Genomic DNA, 16,732 nt, shown 5'->3' with positions numbered 1-16,732 from the left:
GCGGTGCGGACCCCGGCATGCTGAAGTACTTAGTTGGCGGGGAGGATGTTCTCCGCCTGGGGGCCCTTCTGGCCCTGGGTGACGTCGAAGGACACGCGCTGGCCCTCCTGGAGCTCACGGAAGCCCTGGGTGGCGATGTTCGAGTAGTGGGCGAACACGTCCGGACCGCCACCGTCCTGCTCGATGAAGCCGAAGCCCTTTTCCGAGTTGAACCACTTCACGGTGCCAAGTGCCATTTTAAATCTCCTGAATAGGCGGCAAAGGGCCCCATCCGGAGATTCCGGCAAAACAATAAAAGCGCCTGCGGAGCATTCCCGTCAGGCGCACATAAAGTTCATGGGTACCACAACTGCAACGCTCCTAAAGCTAGCACACCTCGGCGCGGGCTTCCCAGCCCCTTCTGCGTACGACCTGCACGGGGACCGGGGGCGCGGCCCCCGTTCCCGGCGCCGGGGCCGTGCGGTCACAGCCTCTCGATGATGGTGACGTTGGCCTGACCACCGCCCTCGCACATGGTCTGCAGGCCGTAGCGGCCCCCCGTCCGCTCCAGCTCGTGGAGCAGCGTGGTCATCAGTTTCACTCCCGTGGCACCCAACGGATGGCCCAACGCGATGGCCCCCCCGTTGACGTTCACACGTTCGGGGTCGGCGCCGGTCTCCTTCAGCCAGGCCAGGACGACCGGGGCGAAGGCCTCGTTGATCTCCACGAGGTCGATGTCCTCGAGCGACATTCCGGTCTTCTTCAAGGCGTACGCCGTCGCGGGGATCGGCGCCGACAGCATGCGGATCGGGTCCTCGCCGCGTACGGACAGGTGGTGGATGCGGGCCCGGGGGCGCAGGCCGTGTTCGGCGACCGCCCGCTCGGAGGCGATGAGCATCGCCGCCGCGCCGTCCGAGACCTGCGAGGAGACGGCCGCCGTGATGGTGCCGCCCTCGGCCACCGGCCGCAGGCCCGCCATCTTCTCCAGGGTGGTGTCCCGGCGGGGGCCCTCGTCGACCCGGACGTCCCCGTACGCGACGGTCTCGCGTTCGAAACGGCCCTCGTCGATCGCGCGCAGGGCCCGCCGGTGGGACCGCAGCGCGAACTCCTCCATGTCGCGGCGCGTGATCCCCCACTTCCGCGCGATCAGCTCCGCGCCGTGGAATTGGTTGACCGGAGCGTCCCCGTACCGGGCCCGCCAGCCCTCGCTGCCCGCGTACGGGCCCTCCGTGAGGCCGAGCGGTTCCGCCGCCTGGCGGGACGCGAAGGCGATCGGGATCATCGACATGTTCTGGGTCCCGCCGGCGACGACCAGGTCCTGGGTCCCGGAGAGCACGCCTTGCGCCGCGAAGTGGACGGCCTGCTGCGAGGAACCGCACTGGCGGTCCACCGTGACGCCGGGCACCTCCTGCGGCAGCCCCGCCGCCAGCCATGCCGTGCGCGCGATGTCCCCGGCCTGCGGGCCCACCGTGTCCAGGCAGCCGAAGACCACGTCCTCTACGGCGGCCGGGTCCACCCCGGACCGCTCGACCAGGGCCTTCAGGACGTGCGCGCCGAGGTCGGCCGGGTGGACCGCGGACAGGCCGCCCTTCCGCCGCCCCACGGGGGTGCGCACCGCTTCGACTATGTAGGCCTCGGGCATCGGGACTCCTCGGATCGGGTTACGTACGCACGGCGATCCCGTCCAGCACCATCGAGAGGTACTGGCGGGCGATCTCCTCGGGGCTGTGCTGTCCTCCCGGCCGGTACCAGGACGCCGCCACCCACACCGTGTCGCGGACGAAGCGGTAGGTGAGGCGGATGTCGAGGTCGGCCCGGAAGACCTTGGCGGCGACGCCGCGCTCCAGCGTCCCCAGCCAGGCCTTCTCGAACTTCTGCTGCGAGTCGGACAGGTAGAGGAAGCGGGGCTGCGTGGACAGCGCGCGGGACTCCTTCTGGTAGATCGCGACGGCGGCGCGGTGCCGGTCGATCTCCCGGAAGGACTCGGTGACGAGGGCCTCGATGGTCTCCCGGGGGCCCAGGCCGGCGGCGAGGACGGTGTCGTAGCCCTGCCAGAGCTCGTTCAGGAAGGCCGAGAGGATCTCGTCGAGCATCGATTCCTTGGAATCGAAGTGGTAGTAGAGGCTGCCGGCGAGCATGCCGGCGGCGTCGGCGATCTTGCGGACGGTGGTGGCGTTGTAGCCCTGCGCGGCGAAGACCTCGGCGGCGGTGTCGAGGAGCTCGCGGCGGCGCTCGGGCGTGGCTGTCACCTGGGGCTTCTTCTTGGGTGTCGGCCGGGTCGGCTGGTTCGTTGGCACGCGCCCATTCTCGGCCTACGCGCGCTGGCTGCTGACCGAGACGGTCTCGCCGGTCATGTACGAGGAGTAGCTGCTGGCCAGGAACACGATGACGTTGGCGACCTCCCACGGCTCGGCGTAGCGGCCGAAGGCCTCGCGGGCCGTCAGCTCGCGCAGCAGTTCCTCGCTGGTGACCTTCGCCAGGTGCGGGTGCATGGCCAGGCTCGGGGCGACCGCGTTGACCCGTACGCCGAACTCGGCCGCCTCCAGTGCCGCACAGCGGGTCAGTGCCATCACGCCGGCCTTGGCGGCGGCGTAGTGGGCCTGGCCGGTCTGGGCGCGCCAGCCGACGACGGAGGCGTTGTTGACGATGACCCCGCCCCGTCTGGAGGCCTTCAGCGAGCGCAGGGCGGCGCGGGTGCAGCGGAAGGTGCCGTTCAGGGTGACGTCGAGGACCTTGCCCCACTGCTCGTCGGTCATGTCGACGAGGGCGGCGGTGCCGCCGAGGCCGGCGTTGTTGACGACGACGTCCAGGCGGCCGTGGGTCTGCTCGGCGAGCGCGAACAGGGCCCGGACCTGGTCCTCGTCGGTGACGTCGCACGGGAGGGAGGCGACGCGGTCGGCGCCGAACTCGGCCGCGAGGGCGTCCTCGGTCTCCTTCAGGCGGCGGGCGTGCGCGTCGCCGATGACGATGCGGGCGCCCTCCTCCAGGAAGCGGCGGGCGGTGGCCCCGCCGATGCCGGCCCCGGCGGCGGCGGTGATGACGGCGGTGCGGCCCTGGAGCAGCCCGTGACCCGGCACGTAGCCGGGGGTGTTGGGGGTGTTCAGGCTCATGGCCGTACGTTAACCTACCAAACACTTGTTAGGGAAGTGTCGAGAGGGCCCCTGTGACGGAGGCGGACAGCTGATGGACCTGACCCACGCACCGGAGGCGGAGGCCTTCCGGGCCGAGGCGCGCGCCTGGCTCGCCGGCCGCGTCCCGGACTCCCCCCTCCCCTCCCTGGAGACGGCGGAGGGCTTCGCGGCGCACCGGGAGTGGGAGGCGCAGCTGTACGCGGACCGCTGGTCGGCGGTGTCCTGGCCCGAGGAGTACGGCGGCCGGGGCGTGGACATCGAGCGGTGGCTGCTCTTCGAGGAGGAGTACTGGGCGGCGGGCGCGCCCGGCCGGGTCTCCCAGAACGGCATCAGCCTCCTCGCGCCGACCCTCTTCGACCACGGGACGCCCGAGCAGCGGGCACGGGTGCTGCCGCCGATGGCGAGCGGCGAGGTGATCTGGGCGCAGGCCTGGTCGGAGCCCGAGTCGGGCTCCGACCTGGCCTCGCTGACGTCGCGGGCCGTGCGCACCGGGGGCGGCTGGCTGCTGTCCGGGCAGAAGACCTGGTCCTCGCGGGCGGCCTTCGCGGACCGGGCGTTCGGGATCTTCCGCAGCGACCCGGGGGCCGCGAAACCGCACCAGGGGCTGACGTACCTGATGTTCGACCTGCGGGCGCCGGGGGTGACGGTGCGGCCCATCGGCCGGCTGGACGGCAAGCCCGCCTTCGCGGAGCTCTTCCTCGACGAGGTCTTCGTACCGGACGCGGACGTGATCGGGGAGCCGGGGCAGGGCTGGCGGATCGCGATGTCGACGACGGGCAACGAGCGCGGGCTGACGCTGCGGTCGCCGGGGCGCTTCCTCGCGGCGGCGGACCGGCTGGTCGCACTGTGGCGGGCGGCCGGGGATCCGGCGGACACCGCGCTGCGGGACCGGGTGGCGGACGCGGTGGTCGGGGCGCGCGCGTACGAGCTGTTCACGTGGGCGGCCGCCTCGCGGTTCGCGGCGGGCGAGCGCATCGGCGCCGAGTCCAGCCTGAACAAGGTGTTCTGGTCGCAGTACGACATCGCCCTGCACGAGACGGCGCTGGACCTGCTGGGCCCGGACGCGGAGCTGGCGGAGGGCGCGTGGGCGGAGCCCTGGGTCTTCTCGCTGGCCGGGCCGATCTACGCGGGCACGAACGAGATCCAGCGCGACATCATCGCCGAGCGCCTGCTCGGCCTCCCGAAGGGCCGCCGCTGATGCGCTTCCTGCCGACCGCGGAACAGTCGGACTTCGCCCGTACGCTGCACGGCCTGCTCGGCGCCTCGGACGTGCCGGCGGCCGTACGGGCCTGGGCCACCGGGGACCACGGGCCCGGGCGGGCGCTGTGGTCCCGGCTCGCGGGGACGGGCCTGTTCGCACTGGCGGCGGACGAGGCGTACGACGGAGCGGGGCTGCTGCCGGTGGAGCTCGCCCTCGGCTTCGTGGAGCTGGGCCGGGCGGGGATGCCGGGCCCGGCGGTGGAGACGGCTGCGGCGGCCGTCCTGCTGTCGGAGCTCGCGCGGCTCGGGGAGGACGGGGAGGAGGGGCCGGCGAAACGCTTCCTGCCGGGGCTGGTGGCGGGCGAGGCCCTGGCCACGCTGACGCTGCCGGGCGGGGGTCCGTACGTACTGGACGCGGACGCGGCGACGTACCGCTTCACGGTGTCTGCGGCCGGAGAGCTCCGGCTGGCGGGTGGCGGCGAGGCCGGGGCGGGCGGACTGCTGAGGTCCACGGACCCGGCGCGCCGGCTTTCCCGGCCGGCGGCGCAGGGCGAGCTGCTGGCCGCCGGGCCCCGCGTGCTGGAGGCGGCGGGGACGGCCCTGGGCTGGGCGAGGCTGCTGACGGCGGCACAGTGCCTGGGGGTGGGCGAGGCCCTGCTGGCGAGCACCGTGCAGTACGTGAAGCAGCGCACGCAGTTCGGCACGCCGGTCGGCGGCTTCCAGGCGGTGAAGCACCGGCTGGCGGACACGCTGCTGGGCCTGGAGTTCGCGCGGCCGCTGGTGTGGGCGGCGGCGCTGGGCCTGGCCCCGTGGGAGGTCGCGGCGGCGAAGCTGGCCGCGGGCGAGGCGGCGTACGCGGCGGCCATGACGGCGCTGCAGCTCCACGGGGCCGTCGGCTACACGGAGGAGCTCGACCTCTCCCTGTGGCTGCGCAAGGCGCGGCCGCTGCGTGACGCCTGGGGCTCACCTTCGGCGTGCCGGGCGGCGGTGCTTCAGGAACGGGAGGGGTAGGGAGGGCGGTGGCGAGAGCGGTAGTACGTGGCGAGAGCGGTGTTCACGAGGACGGTCCCGGCGAACCAGAGGCCCGCGGCCCGCTGCCCGAGCGCAAGGAGCGCGAGGGCGGCGCCGCCGAACACCAGCGCCTTCACCGCGAGCTGCGCGGCGAGAGGTACGGAGAAGCGGGCCTTGGGCGCGGCGAACGCCCCCCACAGGGCGGCGGCGGCGAGCGGCGCGGCCACGGCGAGCCAGAGGGCGACGGTGGAGCCCCACCAGGCGAGGACGCCGAGGGCCACGACCTCCAGCACGAAGGCGAGGCCCTCGTTGACCAGGAAGAACGACTGCGCGGCGGGGTGTATCGCCCCGGGCCGGCGGCTCATGCGACGGCCACGCTGAGGGTGACGACGTAGTGCTCCTCGACCGTCCCGTCGGGGAACAGCGGGGCCAGCCGGGCCCGCTCGGCGTCGAGGAACTCCCGGGTGCCCTCGGGGCCGAGCATCAGGAACGCGGAGTGGCTGGCGTGGTTGGCGAGGTGGACGTCGAGCGGGATCCGGCGCGACCAGCGCACTGCGCGGGTGGTGAACGCCGGTTCGGCCGGCAGCCCGCGGAAGGTGACCCCGTCGGCGTCGAACAGGGCCCGGATCCGCTCGTCCTGCGCGGCGATCCAGGGGACGGCGGTGTCCATGTCGTTCCACCAGAGCGCGAGCGCGCCGCCGGGGCGCAGCACGCGGCGGGCCTCGGGGACGGAGCGGGCGGGGTCGGTCCAGTGCCAGGCCTGGGCGTACGTGAGGAGGTCGAACCCGGCGGTGACGAGCGGCAGCCGGTTGCCGTCGCCGCGCACGAGCGGGATCCCGGGGTTCGCGCGCCGGAACTCGGCGGCCATGCCGTCGCCGGGCTCGACGGCGACGACGTCCGCCCCGCGGGCGTGCAGCAGCCCGGTGGCGATCCCGGTCCCGGCCCCGATGTCGGCCACCCTGGCCCCCCGCAGCCCGCGCCCGGCCAGCACCTCGAGGGCGTCGAACAGCTCCGCGGGATACCCGGGCCGGTTCGCCGAGTACAGCGGGGCGGCGGTATCGAAGGACCGGGCGCGGATGTGGGCGCGGGGTGGCGTGGACGTCATACCGCCATTGTTTTCGATCTCCGGCCGCCGGAAAAGGGCCTTGCGCCCGCCGACCGCACTCCGGCTCAGCGGAACTCGTGGACGACCTCGATCCGGCCCACGATGTGCGCGTTGAACTCGTCCAGCTCCTCCGCGGGCACCCACAGCTCCAGGATCGTCTCCCCGCCCGCCTGCCGGACCGGATACCGGGCCAGGAACTCGGTGTCGACCTCGAAGCGCGTCACGAAGCCCGCGCCGTCGTGCTTGACGTTCCAGTCGCGGGCGATGCGGATCGCGTAGTCCTCGTTAAGGACGGGGTAGAAGATCGGCTGCTCGGGCAGCCTGGGCGGCCAGGCCCGCCGGTCGAGCGCGCGGACGAGGTCGAGCTCGACCGGGCCGGTCGGGCGCCAGAGCGTGGTCGTGGTCGTGGGGGACATGGGAATCGACCTTAGACGTGGCGCCTCCCGCGTGACCAGCAGGTTTCGTCAGGCGCGACGGCGGCGGAGGGAGTAGCGGATCAGGATCAGCGTCTGGACGGCCAGCAGGATCGCGGCCCCGGTTCCGGCCGTGGGGAGGGCGTCCGGCGAGGCCCAGGCCCGGCCGCCCAGCTCGGCGACGCCGACCGCGGCCAGCGCGACCAGGAAGCGGGGCACGAACTCGGCCTCGGTGCCGTGCAGTACGCCCGAGCCGACGACGAACACGGCCAGCAGCACCGGGATCCAGGGAGCGCCCGGCTCGCGCAGCAGCAGCGCGGCGCCGAACTCCACGGCCAGGACGAGCACGTTGCGGAGCAACATCGACATGAGCACATCATGCCGGGGATATCCGCGTGCGCCCCCGCCGGGTCTGCGCCTACCCTCCACCACAAGGGCGGGGTCGTAGCACAGAGGTAGTGCGCCTACACAGCATGGAGGAGGACGCCGGTTCGAATCCGGCCGCCCCGCCCCCCTATCCCGCGGCCCGGAGCCAGGCCGTGGCGGCCGTCAGAGCCGCCCGGGCAGCCGGCAGCGGCAGGCCCAGGAACCCGTGGAACACCCCCGGGTACACGTGGACCGCGCAGTCCACCCCCGCCGCGCCCAGCCGGCGCGCGTACGCCAGCCCCTCGTCCCGCAGCAGGTCGCAGTCGGCCAGCACCAGCAGCGTGCGCGGGAGTCCCGACAGGTCGCGGGCCCACAGCGGCGAGACGTGCGGATGCGCGGGGTCGCCGCCGTACTGCTCCCAGTACCAGGCCATGTGGGCCGCGGTGTGGAAGTGCCCTTCCCCGTACGGTGACACCGAGGCAGCCGCCATCTCCGCGTCCAGCGGCGGATAGACCAGCAGCTGGCCCGCCACCAGCTCGGGCGCCCGCAGTGCGGTCACCGCCGCCAGGTTGCCCCCGCTGGAGTCCCCCGCCACCACCACCCGGCCCGGCTCGCAGCCCAGCGCGACCGCCTGCGCCCGAGCCCACAGCAGAACCGTCAGCGCGTCGTCCGGCGCCGCCGGCCAGGGGTGTTCCGGGGCGAGGCGGTAGTCGGCCGAGACCACCACCGCGCCCGAGCCCGCGGCCAGCGACCGGCACACCGCGTCGTGCGTGTCGAGCCCGCACATCACCCAGCCGCCGCCGTGGAACCAGACCACCAGAGGGCGGCCCGCCGAGCCCGGCGCGGGGTCGTAGACGCGGACCGGGACACCCGAGGCGTCGCCGTCCCGCACCGAGGCCACCTCCGGGCCCGTCGACCGGCCGCCCACGGCCGCCGCCCGCAGGGCCGTCACGTCCCCCGGCCCCGGGAACGCCGCCGCCATCGCCTCGCACAGCGCCCGGGCCGCGGGGGAAAGGGAGTCGCCCGCCGCGCCGCCACTCGTCGCACCGCCGCCCGCCACGCCACCGTTCACCGCGCCTCCGCTCATCGCGCCGTCATCCCGCCGTCCACCGCGAACTCCGTGCCCGTCACGTACGAGGAGGCGTCCGAGCAGAGGAACAGCACCAGCTTCCCCACCTCCTCCGGCCGCCCCATCCGCCCCAGCGGCACGTGGGACCAGTCCTGCCCGGACACCTCGGAGATCATCGGCGTGTCGATCGCCCCCGGATGCACCGAGTTGACCCGGATCCGGTCCCCCGCCAGGTCCAGCGCCGCCGACCGGGTCAGCCCGCGCAGCCCGAACTTGCTCGCCCCGTAGGCCGCATGGCCCGGGATCCCGACCAGCCCGGCCGTGGAGGAGATGTTCACGATCGAGCCGCCCCCGGCCGCCCGCAGCACCGGCGCCACCGCCTGGATCCCCAGGAACGGCCCCAGCAGGTTCACCCGCAGCAGCGCCTCGAACTCCTCGGGCCGCTGCCGCTCCACGTGGGCCGTGCGCCACACCGCCGCGTTGTTGACCAGCACCGAGACCGTGCCGAAGGCGCGCACGGCCTCCCGTACGACCTCCGTCCAGCCGTCCGCCTCGGCCACGTCGTGCCGTACGTACAGCCCCTGGTCCCCCAGCGAGGACGCGACCGCCCGGCCCTCCTCCTCCCGTACGTCCGTGACGACCACCCGCGCGCCGGCCTCCGCGCACAGCCGGGCCTCCGCCGCGCCCTGCCCGCGTCCGGCGCCCGTGACGACGACGACCTTCCCGTCCAGCGAGATCACCCGTCAGCCCTCCCATATCCCTAATAGGAATACTTCTAGCAGGCATATCCGAAGGGAGGAAGGGTGCCGCGGAGACCGGTCGTAGACTGCGGTCCGTGGCAGACGAGACGAACAAGCATCCGCTCCCGGCGACCAGTTGGGCGGTGCTCGGGCTGCTCTCCTTCGGAGAGGAGCTCTCCGGCTACGACCTGAAGAAGTGGTCGGACCGCTCGCTGCGCTTCTTCTACTGGAGCCCCTCCTTCAGCCAGATCTACGGCGAGCTCAAGCGCCTGGAGAAGGCCGGCTACGCCTCCTCCCGACGGGTCGCCCAGGAGACCGGCACCCGTGACAAGCGGGTGTACCGGATCACCGCGGAGGGCATGGCGGCCGTACGGGCATGGGCCCGCGAGACGCCGGTCGACCCGCCCGTCCTCAAGCACGGGCCGATGCTGCGGCTGTGGCTGGGCCACCTGCTGGAGCCCGGACAGATGCGCGAGGTCCTGCTGCATCACCAGGAGTTCGCGGAGCAGATGCGGCTGCGGGCGGTGGCCGACGGGGAGAGCGCGAAGGACGGGCCCGCCCGGGCCCATCCGGCGCTCACCCTCAAGTGGGCCGAGCGCTACCACGCCTCCGAGCGGGACCTCGCGGCCGCCATGCTCGACGACCTCGCGGCGCTGGAGCCCGGCAGCCTCGCGGCGCCGGAACGCGGCGACCTCCCGGCGCCGGCCGACGAGCGCGCGGAGCCGCGGGTGCGCCGTGGCCCGCTGCCGCACGCCGGGGTTGCGCCGCCACGGGCTGACGTAACCTCGGCCCCATGACGGGCAGCGCGATCGACCTCCGCAAGATGGAAGCGACCGCTCCGGCGCTCGTGAGCCTCTACAAGAGCGCAGGGGTCTCGCTGCGCAAGCACGGCCTGGAGGGCGGGCGCGCCTCGGTGTACCTGGTCCTGGACTACTCGGGGTCGATGCGCCCGTACTACCAGGACGGCACCGTGCAGGCGCTCGCCGACCGGGTGCTGGGCCTGTCCGCGCACCTCGACGACGACGGCCGCGTGCCGGTGGTGTTCTTCTCCACCGATGTCGACGCGGTGGAGGAGATCCCGCTCGCCGGGCACCGGGGCCGGATCGCGGAGATCGCCTCCCGCCTGGGCCACATGGGCAAGACGGCGTACCACGCGGCGATGGACGCGGTGATCGACCACTATCTGGATTCGGGGTCGGCGAAACCCGCTCTGGTCGTCTTCCAGACGGACGGCGGCCCGATCAACAAGTTGGCGGCGGAGAGGTACCTGTGCAAGGCGGCCCGGCTCCCGCTGTTCTGGCAGTTCGTCGGCTTCGGCCAGACGCGCAGCACGCAGTTCGACTTCCTGCGCCGGCTGGACGAACTGCCCGTGCCGGCCCGGCGGGTGGTGGACAATGCGGGCTATTTCCACGCGGGGCCGGATCCGCGCGCGGTGCCGGACTCGGTGCTGTTCGACCGGCTGGTCATGGAGTTCCCGTCCTGGCTGGCGTCCGCCCGCGCGGCGGGCATCCTGCGCGCCTGAGCGGCGCCTGTCGGTGCCAGGCGCTTTGATGGACGTATGACGACGAACAACTGGGCTGTGTTCGAGAAACAGGAACCGGAATTCGCGGCGGCCGTCCAGGCACGCTTCGCGCAGTACCCGCACCACGTCCTCGGCACGCTCCGCAGGGACGGCTCCCCGCGGCTGGCCGGGCTGAATGTCGACATCCGCGGTGGCGAGCTGTGGCTCGGCATGATGCCGGGCTCGATGAAGGCCAAGGACCTGCAGCACGACCCGCGCTTCGCGCTGCACACCAATCCCGGCGAGGGCGAGACGATGCCGGACGGGGACGTGCGGATCTCCGGGCGCGCGATCGAGCTCGTGGACCCGCCCGAGCTGCACCGGTACGCGGAGGAGACGGACACCCCGCACCCGTTCCACCTCTTCCACGCGGACCTGACGGAGGTGGTGCACATCGGCGTCGAGGGCGACGACCTGGTGGTGCGCTCGTGGACCCCGGGGCACGGTCTGCGCACCATCCGCCGCGGCAACGACGACGAGCCGCCGCGCGAGGACCCGCCCGCGGAAACCCCGGGCACCCCGACCGGCTGACGGTCCGGCCGGCCGTAACGACTGCTGGGTCTGCGGGAGTTCGCCCGTTCTCGGCATTTGCTACGGTCGGCCGGACGACCTCTTGACGGCACACGCAGGGGAGGGGACACCGTGAACGCAGGTCCTGATGCGGCGAGTTCGACCGGCGCGGCCGGCGCCGCAGCAGATCTCGCGGTCAACGGCGACACGCTCAAGAAGCTCGCCGACGACCTCGACGCGATGCAGGAAGTACTGAAGAAGCAGCTCCTGCGCATGGACGGGATCGTGGACGCCATCGAGGCCCGATGGCGCGGACCGGCCTCGGAGGCGTACCGGGCCAAGCACCGGGCCGCCGCCGAGGACGCCGTCCACATCCGGCAGACGATGAAGCTCCTGGCCAAGGCGATCCGTCTGAGCAAGGACGGGTTCTCGGCGCAGGAGCTCGAAATCCTGGACGGCTTCAGACGACTCCAGTCGCACGCGGACATCCAGGCGCAGACCGACGAGCTGTCCACGCCCAACGCCGCGGCCGTGCCGCCGTCGGGCCCGCGCAGCCGCATCGCGGATCTGTAAGCAGAACCAGAGGCACCAGGGGGATTCATGTCGCCGAACGACGGCCATATATCGGTCGATTTCGCCACGCTGCAGGGCGCGGCCGGGGATCTCGAGGAGATCCTCAAGACACTCAACGAGCAGCTGGACCTGCTGTACCGGCGCGTCGAGAAGGCTGTGCTCACCTGGGACGGCGAGGCCCGCCGGACTTTCGTCGACCAGCTCGACAAGTGGGACCGGTCCGCACAGGACCTGGAGGCCACCCAGGCCTGGCTGCACGACATCGTGGTGAACGGCCACCTCACCTACGCTGCCGCGCACCGGGCCGTGCTGCGCGGCTGGGGGGCCGCCTGATGGCAGGCCCGACGCCGCCCTCCCCGGCTGCGAACGGGGGCTTCGACGTCCAGCCGGTGCACGTCCAGCATGCGGCCGACCTGGTGAAGGAAGCCCAGTTCGCCCATTCCGAGCGGGCGTTCGTCCTCGTCGACGTGCTGAACAAGTACAACCAGTCCGCCGGGACCGGCCGGGGCGCGGACGCGTTCGCGGACGCCTACATGAAGGTGACCGCGAAGTTCCTCGAAGCATGGGGCCGCAGCGTGGTCAGTGCCGGCGGAGCCTCGGTCGGCCTGAACCACACCGCCAACCACTACGTACTGGCCGAATGGGAGGCCGGCGGCCGCAAAGGGGCGCAGCCTGCGCAGCAGCCGGAGCCGGTGGTCATCAACCAGCCTCCGCGCTACGGACCCGTCAACCCCATCAAATGGACGGGCACCGGCGAGGACGTCGACTCCTGGTGGATCTCCGGGGTCATCGGCGAGTTCCCCGACTTCCTCGCGGACGTCATCCGGCCCGCCATCGAGCACGGCCTCCGCCTCGGCAAGGTCCACGAGATCACCCCGGGCATCAAGGACGACGATGTCCGGGACATGGCCAAGGCCTGGAAGAAGCTCGGCTCCGAGGCCGAGAAGGCCTCGGACGAGTTCAACACCGCCATCGCCGGGATCACCGACCCGAAGGACAAGGGCGAGTGGCAGACGGCCATGCGGACCTTCGGCCAGACCATCTGGGGCACCACGGCGTGGGGCAGGCAGCTGGACACGGAAGGGAACCGGAGCCCGACGGGCCGCCAGTGGCGCACCACCAAGGACCTCCCGCCGTCCGGGCGGCGTCCCATCGTCGACGTCCTGAAGAAGACCGCGGACGAGGTCGCGGGCCTGCTGGAACACGTCTCCGACGTCGGTGAGAAGACCAGGAAGTTCACCAGCCAGGCCGGCATCAACGCGGCGAAGGCCACGGCCTCGGACATGACCGACCTGAGCCTGTCGAACCTGACCAAGATGGCGGTCGGCGGGGTGGTCGGCCGGATCGTGCTCTCCTTCCGGTCCCACATGGACAAGGCGGGGTGCAACGCCGTCGTCGAGACCTACCACGAGGAATTCACCGAGGCGGCGGGCAAGCTCAGAGCGCTCCTCCCGGAACTCGAGATCGCGATCACGAGCGCCCCGACCTACCAGGCGGAGATCGCCCGGGCCCAGAGCTTCGGCGCCCGCTCGCTCAACGAGTTCAAGAAGGAACACAGCTGGCAGATCGGCGGGGAGAGCCCGTTCCCGTACATGTACTCGCTGGACCTGGCGACGAACGAGGGACTGAACGGCGCCCACACCATCGACAAGCACGTCGGCAAGACGGATGAGCAGCTCGTGCAGCGGGTCAAGGACGAGCAGCGTGCGAACGGAAAGTTCGACATCCTCTCCTCCTCGACCTTCGCGGACCTGGATTCGGCGCAGAAATACACTCAGTACAACATCCGAAACAACACCCCGGAGATCCAGGACTGGCTCAAGAACCCACCGCCTGCGAAGAAGGACCTGGTCGTCAAGGTCCCCTCGATCCCGATCGAAGGCCCGCTCATTGGTCCCGCAGTGACCGGACGGTCCGTGCAGGTGGTGGACGAGAAGATACTGCCCGCCGCGAACACGCACGGCGTGACAACGAAACTCAGGTACGACCCCAACCTCAACCCGCCGTTCGTCGTCTACACGTCGGCGCCTGAGTAGTGGAACGGATGATGGAACCCCTGACCTCGGAAACCTGGGCGGACGCGCTCAAGCTGTACCAGTGGCTCTGCACTTTCGTCGGCGTCGCACCGCGCGAACACGACGAGTGGTGGATCGACGTCGGGGCGATCATGCGCCTGGGGACCCGGGACCCACGGGGCTGGGAATCCATCGACCCCTACGAGGGAGAGGACGAGCGCAGGGAAGACCCGCTGTTCCCGTGGCTGGAGACACCCTCCACCTCTGCGGACGCCGAACGCTACCGGCCAAGGGTGAGCGAGCTCCCCCGATCCTCGGTGCGGTCGCTGCTCGTCCTGCTCGCGTCCGCACCCCGCGCGGATCTCTCCCTGTCACCGGGCTGGGAGGAGCGCAGGCCGGAACGGGAACGCCGGGCCGACGTGCTCCTTTCACGCTTCCCGGACGGCACCCGCTTCTACACCAACCTCGGCTGGAAGGGCGACCGTCCCGATTTCTACAAGCAATCCTCCCGGAGTTACGACTCCTTCAGCCAGTACGACTGGGACGCCGGGCTGATCGCCGTGAACGACCACGAAGTCGCGGTGTTCTGGAACTTCCAGAACACCTGATCCGCCCCCGAACCGGGAAGACCACATGCTCACCAGATCCGCCACGTACCCCGACCGGGAAACCGCCCAGTGGGCCACCCAGCAGGTCGTCACTCGCAACGAGCAGGCCATCCACCGCTGGCTCGCCCAGGGCACCCGACCCCGCCTGACCGTCGAAGCCGCCTGGCCGTCGCGCGAGGAACCGGTCGGCCGCGTCCTGATCCAGGCCATGGCGCTCGCCGGGCGCGGGGCCGTGGACGTGCGGGCCGCGCGGGTGGTGCTCCGGCGGGAGCCGGAGAGTCCGCTCGGCTTCGTCGTGCACGGCACCTTCCCGATCTACCTGTAGAGGCACAGGCCCATGTCCATGAAGCCCTTGGAGTTCGACCGCAGCTACGGCGAGCTCGACCAGGTGATGAGCGCGTACGCCGGTCTGGCCGCCGACGACACCCCCGACCGGCCCGGTCAGGCCCTCACCTCCTACCTGCGCCACACCTGGCACACCCGGCCCTGGGCCCTGTCCGTCGCCGAGCAGCAGCTGCGCACCTACGCCGAGAATCCGCCCGGCCGACTGCGCCGCCGCCTCGGCGAGTTCTACCCGGTCCCGGACATCGGCCTCCCCGAGGCCGAGATCCGGCAGTGGCTGCTGCTGCTCGCCGACCACATCAGGCGGAGCGTCGAGGAGGGACGGGTCCCACCACCGGTGGCGCTGCCCGAGACGCACTGGGAGTGGCACGCCCGCTTCCCCGAGCTCGGCCAGTTCCTGGGCGGCTGGTTCTCGCAGGACATGCCCGACGAGTTCGACGACCACGACGCCGCCGTACGCGACTACGCCGACTCGGCAGACCCGGCCGTCGTGGCGCGCCTCGTCGGTGAGGTGCACGAACTGCTCGCCCTCGGCCTTGAGGAGGTCGACTACGCGGTCGGCATCGCCGAGCTGGGCATGGAGGTCGATCCGCCGGCCCCCTACGCGCCGAGCGCCTGGCTGACCGTCGTGGCCCGGGGACTGGCGGGACCGCGCGCCGAGTACGTCTAGACCTCCGGCCCGCGGACCACGGCGAGGGTGGACGGGTCCACGTCCACCCAGCTGCGGTCGATGTTGATCGTCACCCCGTCGTACGTGTCGTCGTGGTCGCCGCGGTACTGGTGGGCGCGGCGGCGGCCGGCCCACTGGTGCGTACCGGCGGGCAGGCCGACATCAGAGTCGGAGACCGAGGCCTTGGCGTTCCAGGAGGCGATCCACAGCACGTCGGGCATGGCCCACGGGGCCTGGTCGTGGTGGACGCTGAGCGCCTTGGCCCCGGAGCTCGCCGCGACGTAGGAGCCGGCGCGGTAGCCGAGCTCGTGCAGCCGGACCGTCCAGGCGGTGAGGTACGCGACGACCGGCGGGTCCCAGGTGGCGCGGTCCGTGTAGTTCTCGAGGTCGCTGTAGAGCACCGTGCCGTCGGCCAGACCCAGCGCCCGGGCGGCCTGGACGGCGCCCTCGGCGGCCTCGATGCCCTCCTGGTTCGCCTCGGAGGGGTCGGTGGACAGGCCGGTGCCGGAGCCGTACCAGGGCTGCGGGCCGACCCAGAGCGGCATCAGGTGCCAGCCCGCCTCGGCCTGCTTGCGGACCCAGCCGGCGGTGAGCTGCGGCTGGGCGCAGGCCCGGGCCCGGCCGCCGATGTAGATGCCGATCGCCCCGAAGGGGGATGCGGAGCGCCAGCCGTCCATGGCGCGCTGGGTCGGGGCGGTGCAGGCGTCGAAGCCGGCTCCGGTGAAGGGCGCCTGGGCGGTGACGGCCTTCGGGCCGGCGACGGCCGAAGCCGGTTCGGCCGGGGCGCCGTGGGCCCCGGGGGCGGCGGCGTCCTCGGTACGGGCCCGCGCGAGCAGCTCTCGTACGGCGTCGGGCGCTTCCCCGTACGAGAGGGTGGCCATCACCCCGGACCGCCGCAGGGCGTACCGCACCTCGTGGCTGTCCCCCTCCGCCTCGGGGATCCCGCCGGCCCCCTCGACCCGCAGGGTCGGGATGTCGGCCCGCGCCGGGGCCCCGTCGAGCGGCTCCAGGTGCAGGGTGTCGGCCCGGCTCCGAACGGCGCGGCCGGTGCATTCGCCCTGGGTGCCGGCGTGCCCGAGGTACAGGGTCGGCAGGTCCAGCCGCAGACAGGCGTCGGGATTCCGCTCGAGGTCGACGACCCGCCATTGCCCGGGGACGGTGAGCCGCAGCCCGTGGTACTCGACGATCCGGCCGTCGTCCGCGGCGCAGGGCTGGACCGGAATCAGCAGGGCGGCGCCGAGCAAGCCGCTCAGCAGGGTTCGGATGGGAGCCATGATCCAGATGGTTACCAGACTCCGGCCCCCGTGAACTGTGCGCGCTTCGAGCACAGTTGGCCCGTCCGGCCCAGTCCGGCCCGACCGGGCCCGTCGGCGCGCGTCACCTGCACGAGTGAAGCGGGCTCGGGCCCGTCACCACGGGCGCCGGGCCCGCTGCCGCCG

The 16,732-nt window shown here is 72.3% G+C and carries 22 protein-coding genes and 1 tRNA gene; 12 read left to right on the top strand and 11 right to left on the bottom strand.

The genetic code is table 11. The features are described from left to right. Positions 1 to 29: 29 nt before the first annotated feature. From OG299_RS28755 to OG299_RS28740, 4 genes are all read right to left on the bottom strand, one after another. Positions 30 to 236 (bottom strand): cold-shock protein, encoded by a 207-nt coding sequence (locus OG299_RS28755; RefSeq protein WP_030707191.1) that lies wholly within the window; start codon positions 234 to 236, stop codon positions 30 to 32. 227 nt (positions 237 to 463) lie between these two features. Beyond that, entirely contained in the window at positions 464 to 1,621 is a 1,158-nt protein-coding gene (locus OG299_RS28750) for an acetyl-CoA C-acetyltransferase (protein WP_327363041.1), read from the bottom strand. 19 nt (positions 1,622 to 1,640) lie between these two features. Then, complete coding sequence (locus OG299_RS28745) at positions 1,641 to 2,228, bottom strand: TetR/AcrR family transcriptional regulator (protein WP_389867155.1); 588 nt, start codon at positions 2,226 to 2,228, stop codon at positions 1,641 to 1,643. Between the two features lie 63 nt (positions 2,229 to 2,291). Further along, positions 2,292 to 3,089: an SDR family oxidoreductase gene (locus tag OG299_RS28740; RefSeq protein WP_327363040.1), complete on the bottom strand. Its 798-nt coding sequence runs from the start codon at positions 3,087 to 3,089 to the stop codon at positions 2,292 to 2,294. A gap of 73 nt (positions 3,090 to 3,162) precedes the next feature. Here OG299_RS28740 and OG299_RS28735 point away from each other — a divergent pair, with 73 nt between their 5' ends. Together OG299_RS28735 and OG299_RS28730 are read left to right on the top strand one after the other, a co-directional pair. Next, the gene (locus OG299_RS28735) at positions 3,163 to 4,308 is read left to right on the top strand and encodes an acyl-CoA dehydrogenase family protein (protein WP_266630241.1); all 1,146 of its coding nucleotides are present in this window, start codon (positions 3,163 to 3,165) and stop codon (positions 4,306 to 4,308) included. Beyond that, positions 4,308 to 5,321, top strand: coding sequence for an acyl-CoA dehydrogenase family protein (locus OG299_RS28730; protein WP_327363039.1), 1,014 nt, complete (start codon positions 4,308 to 4,310; stop codon positions 5,319 to 5,321). Before OG299_RS28735 ends, OG299_RS28730 begins: the two co-directional genes overlap by 1 nt. Here OG299_RS28730 and OG299_RS28725 read toward each other — a convergent pair. The 4 genes from OG299_RS28725 to OG299_RS28710 all read right to left on the bottom strand — a co-directional run bounded on the left by OG299_RS28725 (position 5,303) and on the right by OG299_RS28710 (position 7,208). Continuing rightward, complete coding sequence (locus OG299_RS28725; protein ID WP_266630237.1) at positions 5,303 to 5,686, bottom strand: DUF2568 domain-containing protein; 384 nt, start codon at positions 5,684 to 5,686, stop codon at positions 5,303 to 5,305. The genes OG299_RS28730 and OG299_RS28725 overlap by 19 nt on opposite strands. Then, a complete protein-coding gene (locus OG299_RS28720; protein WP_266630234.1) occupies positions 5,683 to 6,426 on the bottom strand; it encodes a class I SAM-dependent methyltransferase in 744 nt (247 codons plus the stop codon). Before OG299_RS28720 ends, OG299_RS28725 begins: the two co-directional genes overlap by 4 nt. Positions 6,427 to 6,491: 65 nt before the next feature. Further along, a complete protein-coding gene (locus OG299_RS28715; protein ID WP_327363038.1) occupies positions 6,492 to 6,842 on the bottom strand; it encodes a hypothetical protein in 351 nt (116 codons plus the stop codon). 48 nt (positions 6,843 to 6,890) lie between these two features. Continuing rightward, positions 6,891 to 7,208 (bottom strand): hypothetical protein, encoded by a 318-nt coding sequence (locus OG299_RS28710; RefSeq protein ID WP_266630226.1) that lies wholly within the window; start codon positions 7,206 to 7,208, stop codon positions 6,891 to 6,893. A 67-nt stretch (positions 7,209 to 7,275) separates the two neighbouring features. Between OG299_RS28710 and OG299_RS28705 the strand changes: the two genes are divergently transcribed. After that, positions 7,276 to 7,350, top strand: a tRNA-Ala gene (locus OG299_RS28705). Positions 7,351 to 7,353: 3 nt separating this feature from the next. On the opposite strand, the gene OG299_RS28700 is transcribed toward OG299_RS28705, so the two are convergent. After that, positions 7,354 to 8,292: an alpha/beta hydrolase gene (locus OG299_RS28700; protein WP_327363036.1), complete on the bottom strand. Its 939-nt coding sequence runs from the start codon at positions 8,290 to 8,292 to the stop codon at positions 7,354 to 7,356. Next, entirely contained in the window at positions 8,289 to 9,014 is a 726-nt protein-coding gene (locus OG299_RS28695; protein ID WP_327363035.1) for an SDR family NAD(P)-dependent oxidoreductase, read from the bottom strand. The genes OG299_RS28700 and OG299_RS28695 overlap by 4 nt, the downstream gene beginning before the upstream one ends. A gap of 95 nt (positions 9,015 to 9,109) precedes the next feature. On the opposite strand from OG299_RS28695, the gene OG299_RS28690 reads away from it, so the two are divergent. The 9 genes from OG299_RS28690 to OG299_RS28650 all read left to right on the top strand — a co-directional run bounded on the left by OG299_RS28690 (position 9,110) and on the right by OG299_RS28650 (position 15,293). After that, on the top strand, positions 9,110 to 9,811 hold the full coding sequence (locus tag OG299_RS28690; protein WP_327363034.1) for a PadR family transcriptional regulator: 702 nt from the start codon (positions 9,110 to 9,112) through the stop codon (positions 9,809 to 9,811). Next, a complete protein-coding gene (locus OG299_RS28685; RefSeq protein ID WP_266630218.1) occupies positions 9,808 to 10,536 on the top strand; it encodes a VWA domain-containing protein in 729 nt (242 codons plus the stop codon). The genes OG299_RS28690 and OG299_RS28685 overlap by 4 nt, the downstream gene beginning before the upstream one ends. A 36-nt stretch (positions 10,537 to 10,572) precedes the next feature. Further along, positions 10,573 to 11,106 carry a pyridoxamine 5'-phosphate oxidase family protein gene (locus OG299_RS28680; RefSeq protein WP_266630216.1) on the top strand — a complete coding sequence of 178 codons (534 nt, stop codon included), beginning with the start codon at positions 10,573 to 10,575 and terminating at the stop codon, positions 11,104 to 11,106. Positions 11,107 to 11,217: 111 nt separating this feature from the next. After that, on the top strand, positions 11,218 to 11,658 hold the full coding sequence (locus tag OG299_RS28675; RefSeq protein WP_266630214.1) for a WXG100 family type VII secretion target: 441 nt from the start codon (positions 11,218 to 11,220) through the stop codon (positions 11,656 to 11,658). A 27-nt stretch (positions 11,659 to 11,685) separates the two neighbouring features. After that, entirely contained in the window at positions 11,686 to 11,991 is a 306-nt protein-coding gene (locus OG299_RS28670; RefSeq protein ID WP_266630212.1) for a WXG100 family type VII secretion target, read from the top strand. Beyond that, complete coding sequence (locus OG299_RS28665) at positions 11,991 to 13,694, top strand: RNase A-like domain-containing protein (protein ID WP_327363032.1); 1,704 nt, start codon at positions 11,991 to 11,993, stop codon at positions 13,692 to 13,694. The genes OG299_RS28670 and OG299_RS28665 overlap by 1 nt, the downstream gene beginning before the upstream one ends. Positions 13,695 to 13,702: 8 nt before the next feature. Next, entirely contained in the window at positions 13,703 to 14,281 is a 579-nt protein-coding gene (locus OG299_RS28660; RefSeq protein ID WP_266993946.1) for a hypothetical protein, read from the top strand. A 25-nt stretch (positions 14,282 to 14,306) separates the two neighbouring features. Then, complete coding sequence (locus tag OG299_RS28655; protein ID WP_266630207.1) at positions 14,307 to 14,606, top strand: RNase A-like domain-containing protein; 300 nt, start codon at positions 14,307 to 14,309, stop codon at positions 14,604 to 14,606. A gap of 12 nt (positions 14,607 to 14,618) precedes the next feature. Further along, positions 14,619 to 15,293 (top strand): contact-dependent growth inhibition system immunity protein, encoded by a 675-nt coding sequence (locus tag OG299_RS28650; RefSeq protein WP_266630205.1) that lies wholly within the window; start codon positions 14,619 to 14,621, stop codon positions 15,291 to 15,293. Here the strand turns inward: OG299_RS28650 and OG299_RS28645 are convergent. After that, positions 15,290 to 16,567, bottom strand: a complete 1,278-nt coding sequence (locus OG299_RS28645) for a DUF1906 domain-containing protein (protein WP_266630203.1) — start codon at positions 16,565 to 16,567, stop codon at positions 15,290 to 15,292. The two genes, OG299_RS28650 and OG299_RS28645, sit on opposite strands and share 4 nt — an antisense overlap. Positions 16,568 to 16,732 lie beyond the last annotated feature (165 nt).

It is taken from the genome of Streptomyces sp. NBC_01296, from assembly GCF_035984415.1.
Lineage (GTDB): Bacteria > Actinomycetota > Actinomycetes > Streptomycetales > Streptomycetaceae > Streptomyces.
The sequence above is the reverse complement of the archived record's forward strand: the minus strand, read 5'-3'. Positions and strand labels throughout refer to the sequence as shown.

Bases quoted from the DNA above. Each gene is read 5' to 3' on its own strand.
- OG299_RS28755 (WP_030707191.1), bottom strand. From the start codon at position 236: ATGGCACTTGGCACCGTGAAGTGGTTCAACTCGGAAAAGGGCTTCGGC.
- OG299_RS28720 (WP_266630234.1), bottom strand. From the start codon at position 6,426: ATGACGTCCACGCCACCCCGCGCCCACATCCGCGCCCGGTCCTTCGAT.
- OG299_RS28645 (WP_266630203.1), bottom strand. From the start codon at position 16,567: ATGGCTCCCATCCGAACCCTGCTGAGCGGCTTGCTCGGCGCCGCCCTG.
- OG299_RS28650 (WP_266630205.1), top strand. From the start codon at position 14,619: ATGTCCATGAAGCCCTTGGAGTTCGACCGCAGCTACGGCGAGCTCGAC.
- OG299_RS28750 (WP_327363041.1), bottom strand. From the start codon at position 1,621: ATGCCCGAGGCCTACATAGTCGAAGCGGTGCGCACCCCCGTGGGGCGG.
- OG299_RS28685 (WP_266630218.1), top strand. From the start codon at position 9,808: ATGACGGGCAGCGCGATCGACCTCCGCAAGATGGAAGCGACCGCTCCG.
- OG299_RS28710 (WP_266630226.1), bottom strand. From the start codon at position 7,208: ATGTCGATGTTGCTCCGCAACGTGCTCGTCCTGGCCGTGGAGTTCGGC.
- OG299_RS28655 (WP_266630207.1), top strand. From the start codon at position 14,307: ATGCTCACCAGATCCGCCACGTACCCCGACCGGGAAACCGCCCAGTGG.
- OG299_RS28660 (WP_266993946.1), top strand. From the start codon at position 13,703: ATGATGGAACCCCTGACCTCGGAAACCTGGGCGGACGCGCTCAAGCTG.
- OG299_RS28730 (WP_327363039.1), top strand. From the start codon at position 4,308: ATGCGCTTCCTGCCGACCGCGGAACAGTCGGACTTCGCCCGTACGCTG.
- OG299_RS28735 (WP_266630241.1), top strand. From the start codon at position 3,163: ATGGACCTGACCCACGCACCGGAGGCGGAGGCCTTCCGGGCCGAGGCG.
- OG299_RS28680 (WP_266630216.1), top strand. From the start codon at position 10,573: ATGACGACGAACAACTGGGCTGTGTTCGAGAAACAGGAACCGGAATTC.
- OG299_RS28725 (WP_266630237.1), bottom strand. From the start codon at position 5,686: ATGAGCCGCCGGCCCGGGGCGATACACCCCGCCGCGCAGTCGTTCTTC.
- OG299_RS28670 (WP_266630212.1), top strand. From the start codon at position 11,686: ATGTCGCCGAACGACGGCCATATATCGGTCGATTTCGCCACGCTGCAG.
- OG299_RS28715 (WP_327363038.1), bottom strand. From the start codon at position 6,842: ATGTCCCCCACGACCACGACCACGCTCTGGCGCCCGACCGGCCCGGTC.
- OG299_RS28740 (WP_327363040.1), bottom strand. From the start codon at position 3,089: ATGAGCCTGAACACCCCCAACACCCCCGGCTACGTGCCGGGTCACGGG.
- OG299_RS28700 (WP_327363036.1), bottom strand. From the start codon at position 8,292: ATGAGCGGAGGCGCGGTGAACGGTGGCGTGGCGGGCGGCGGTGCGACG.
- OG299_RS28665 (WP_327363032.1), top strand. From the start codon at position 11,991: ATGGCAGGCCCGACGCCGCCCTCCCCGGCTGCGAACGGGGGCTTCGAC.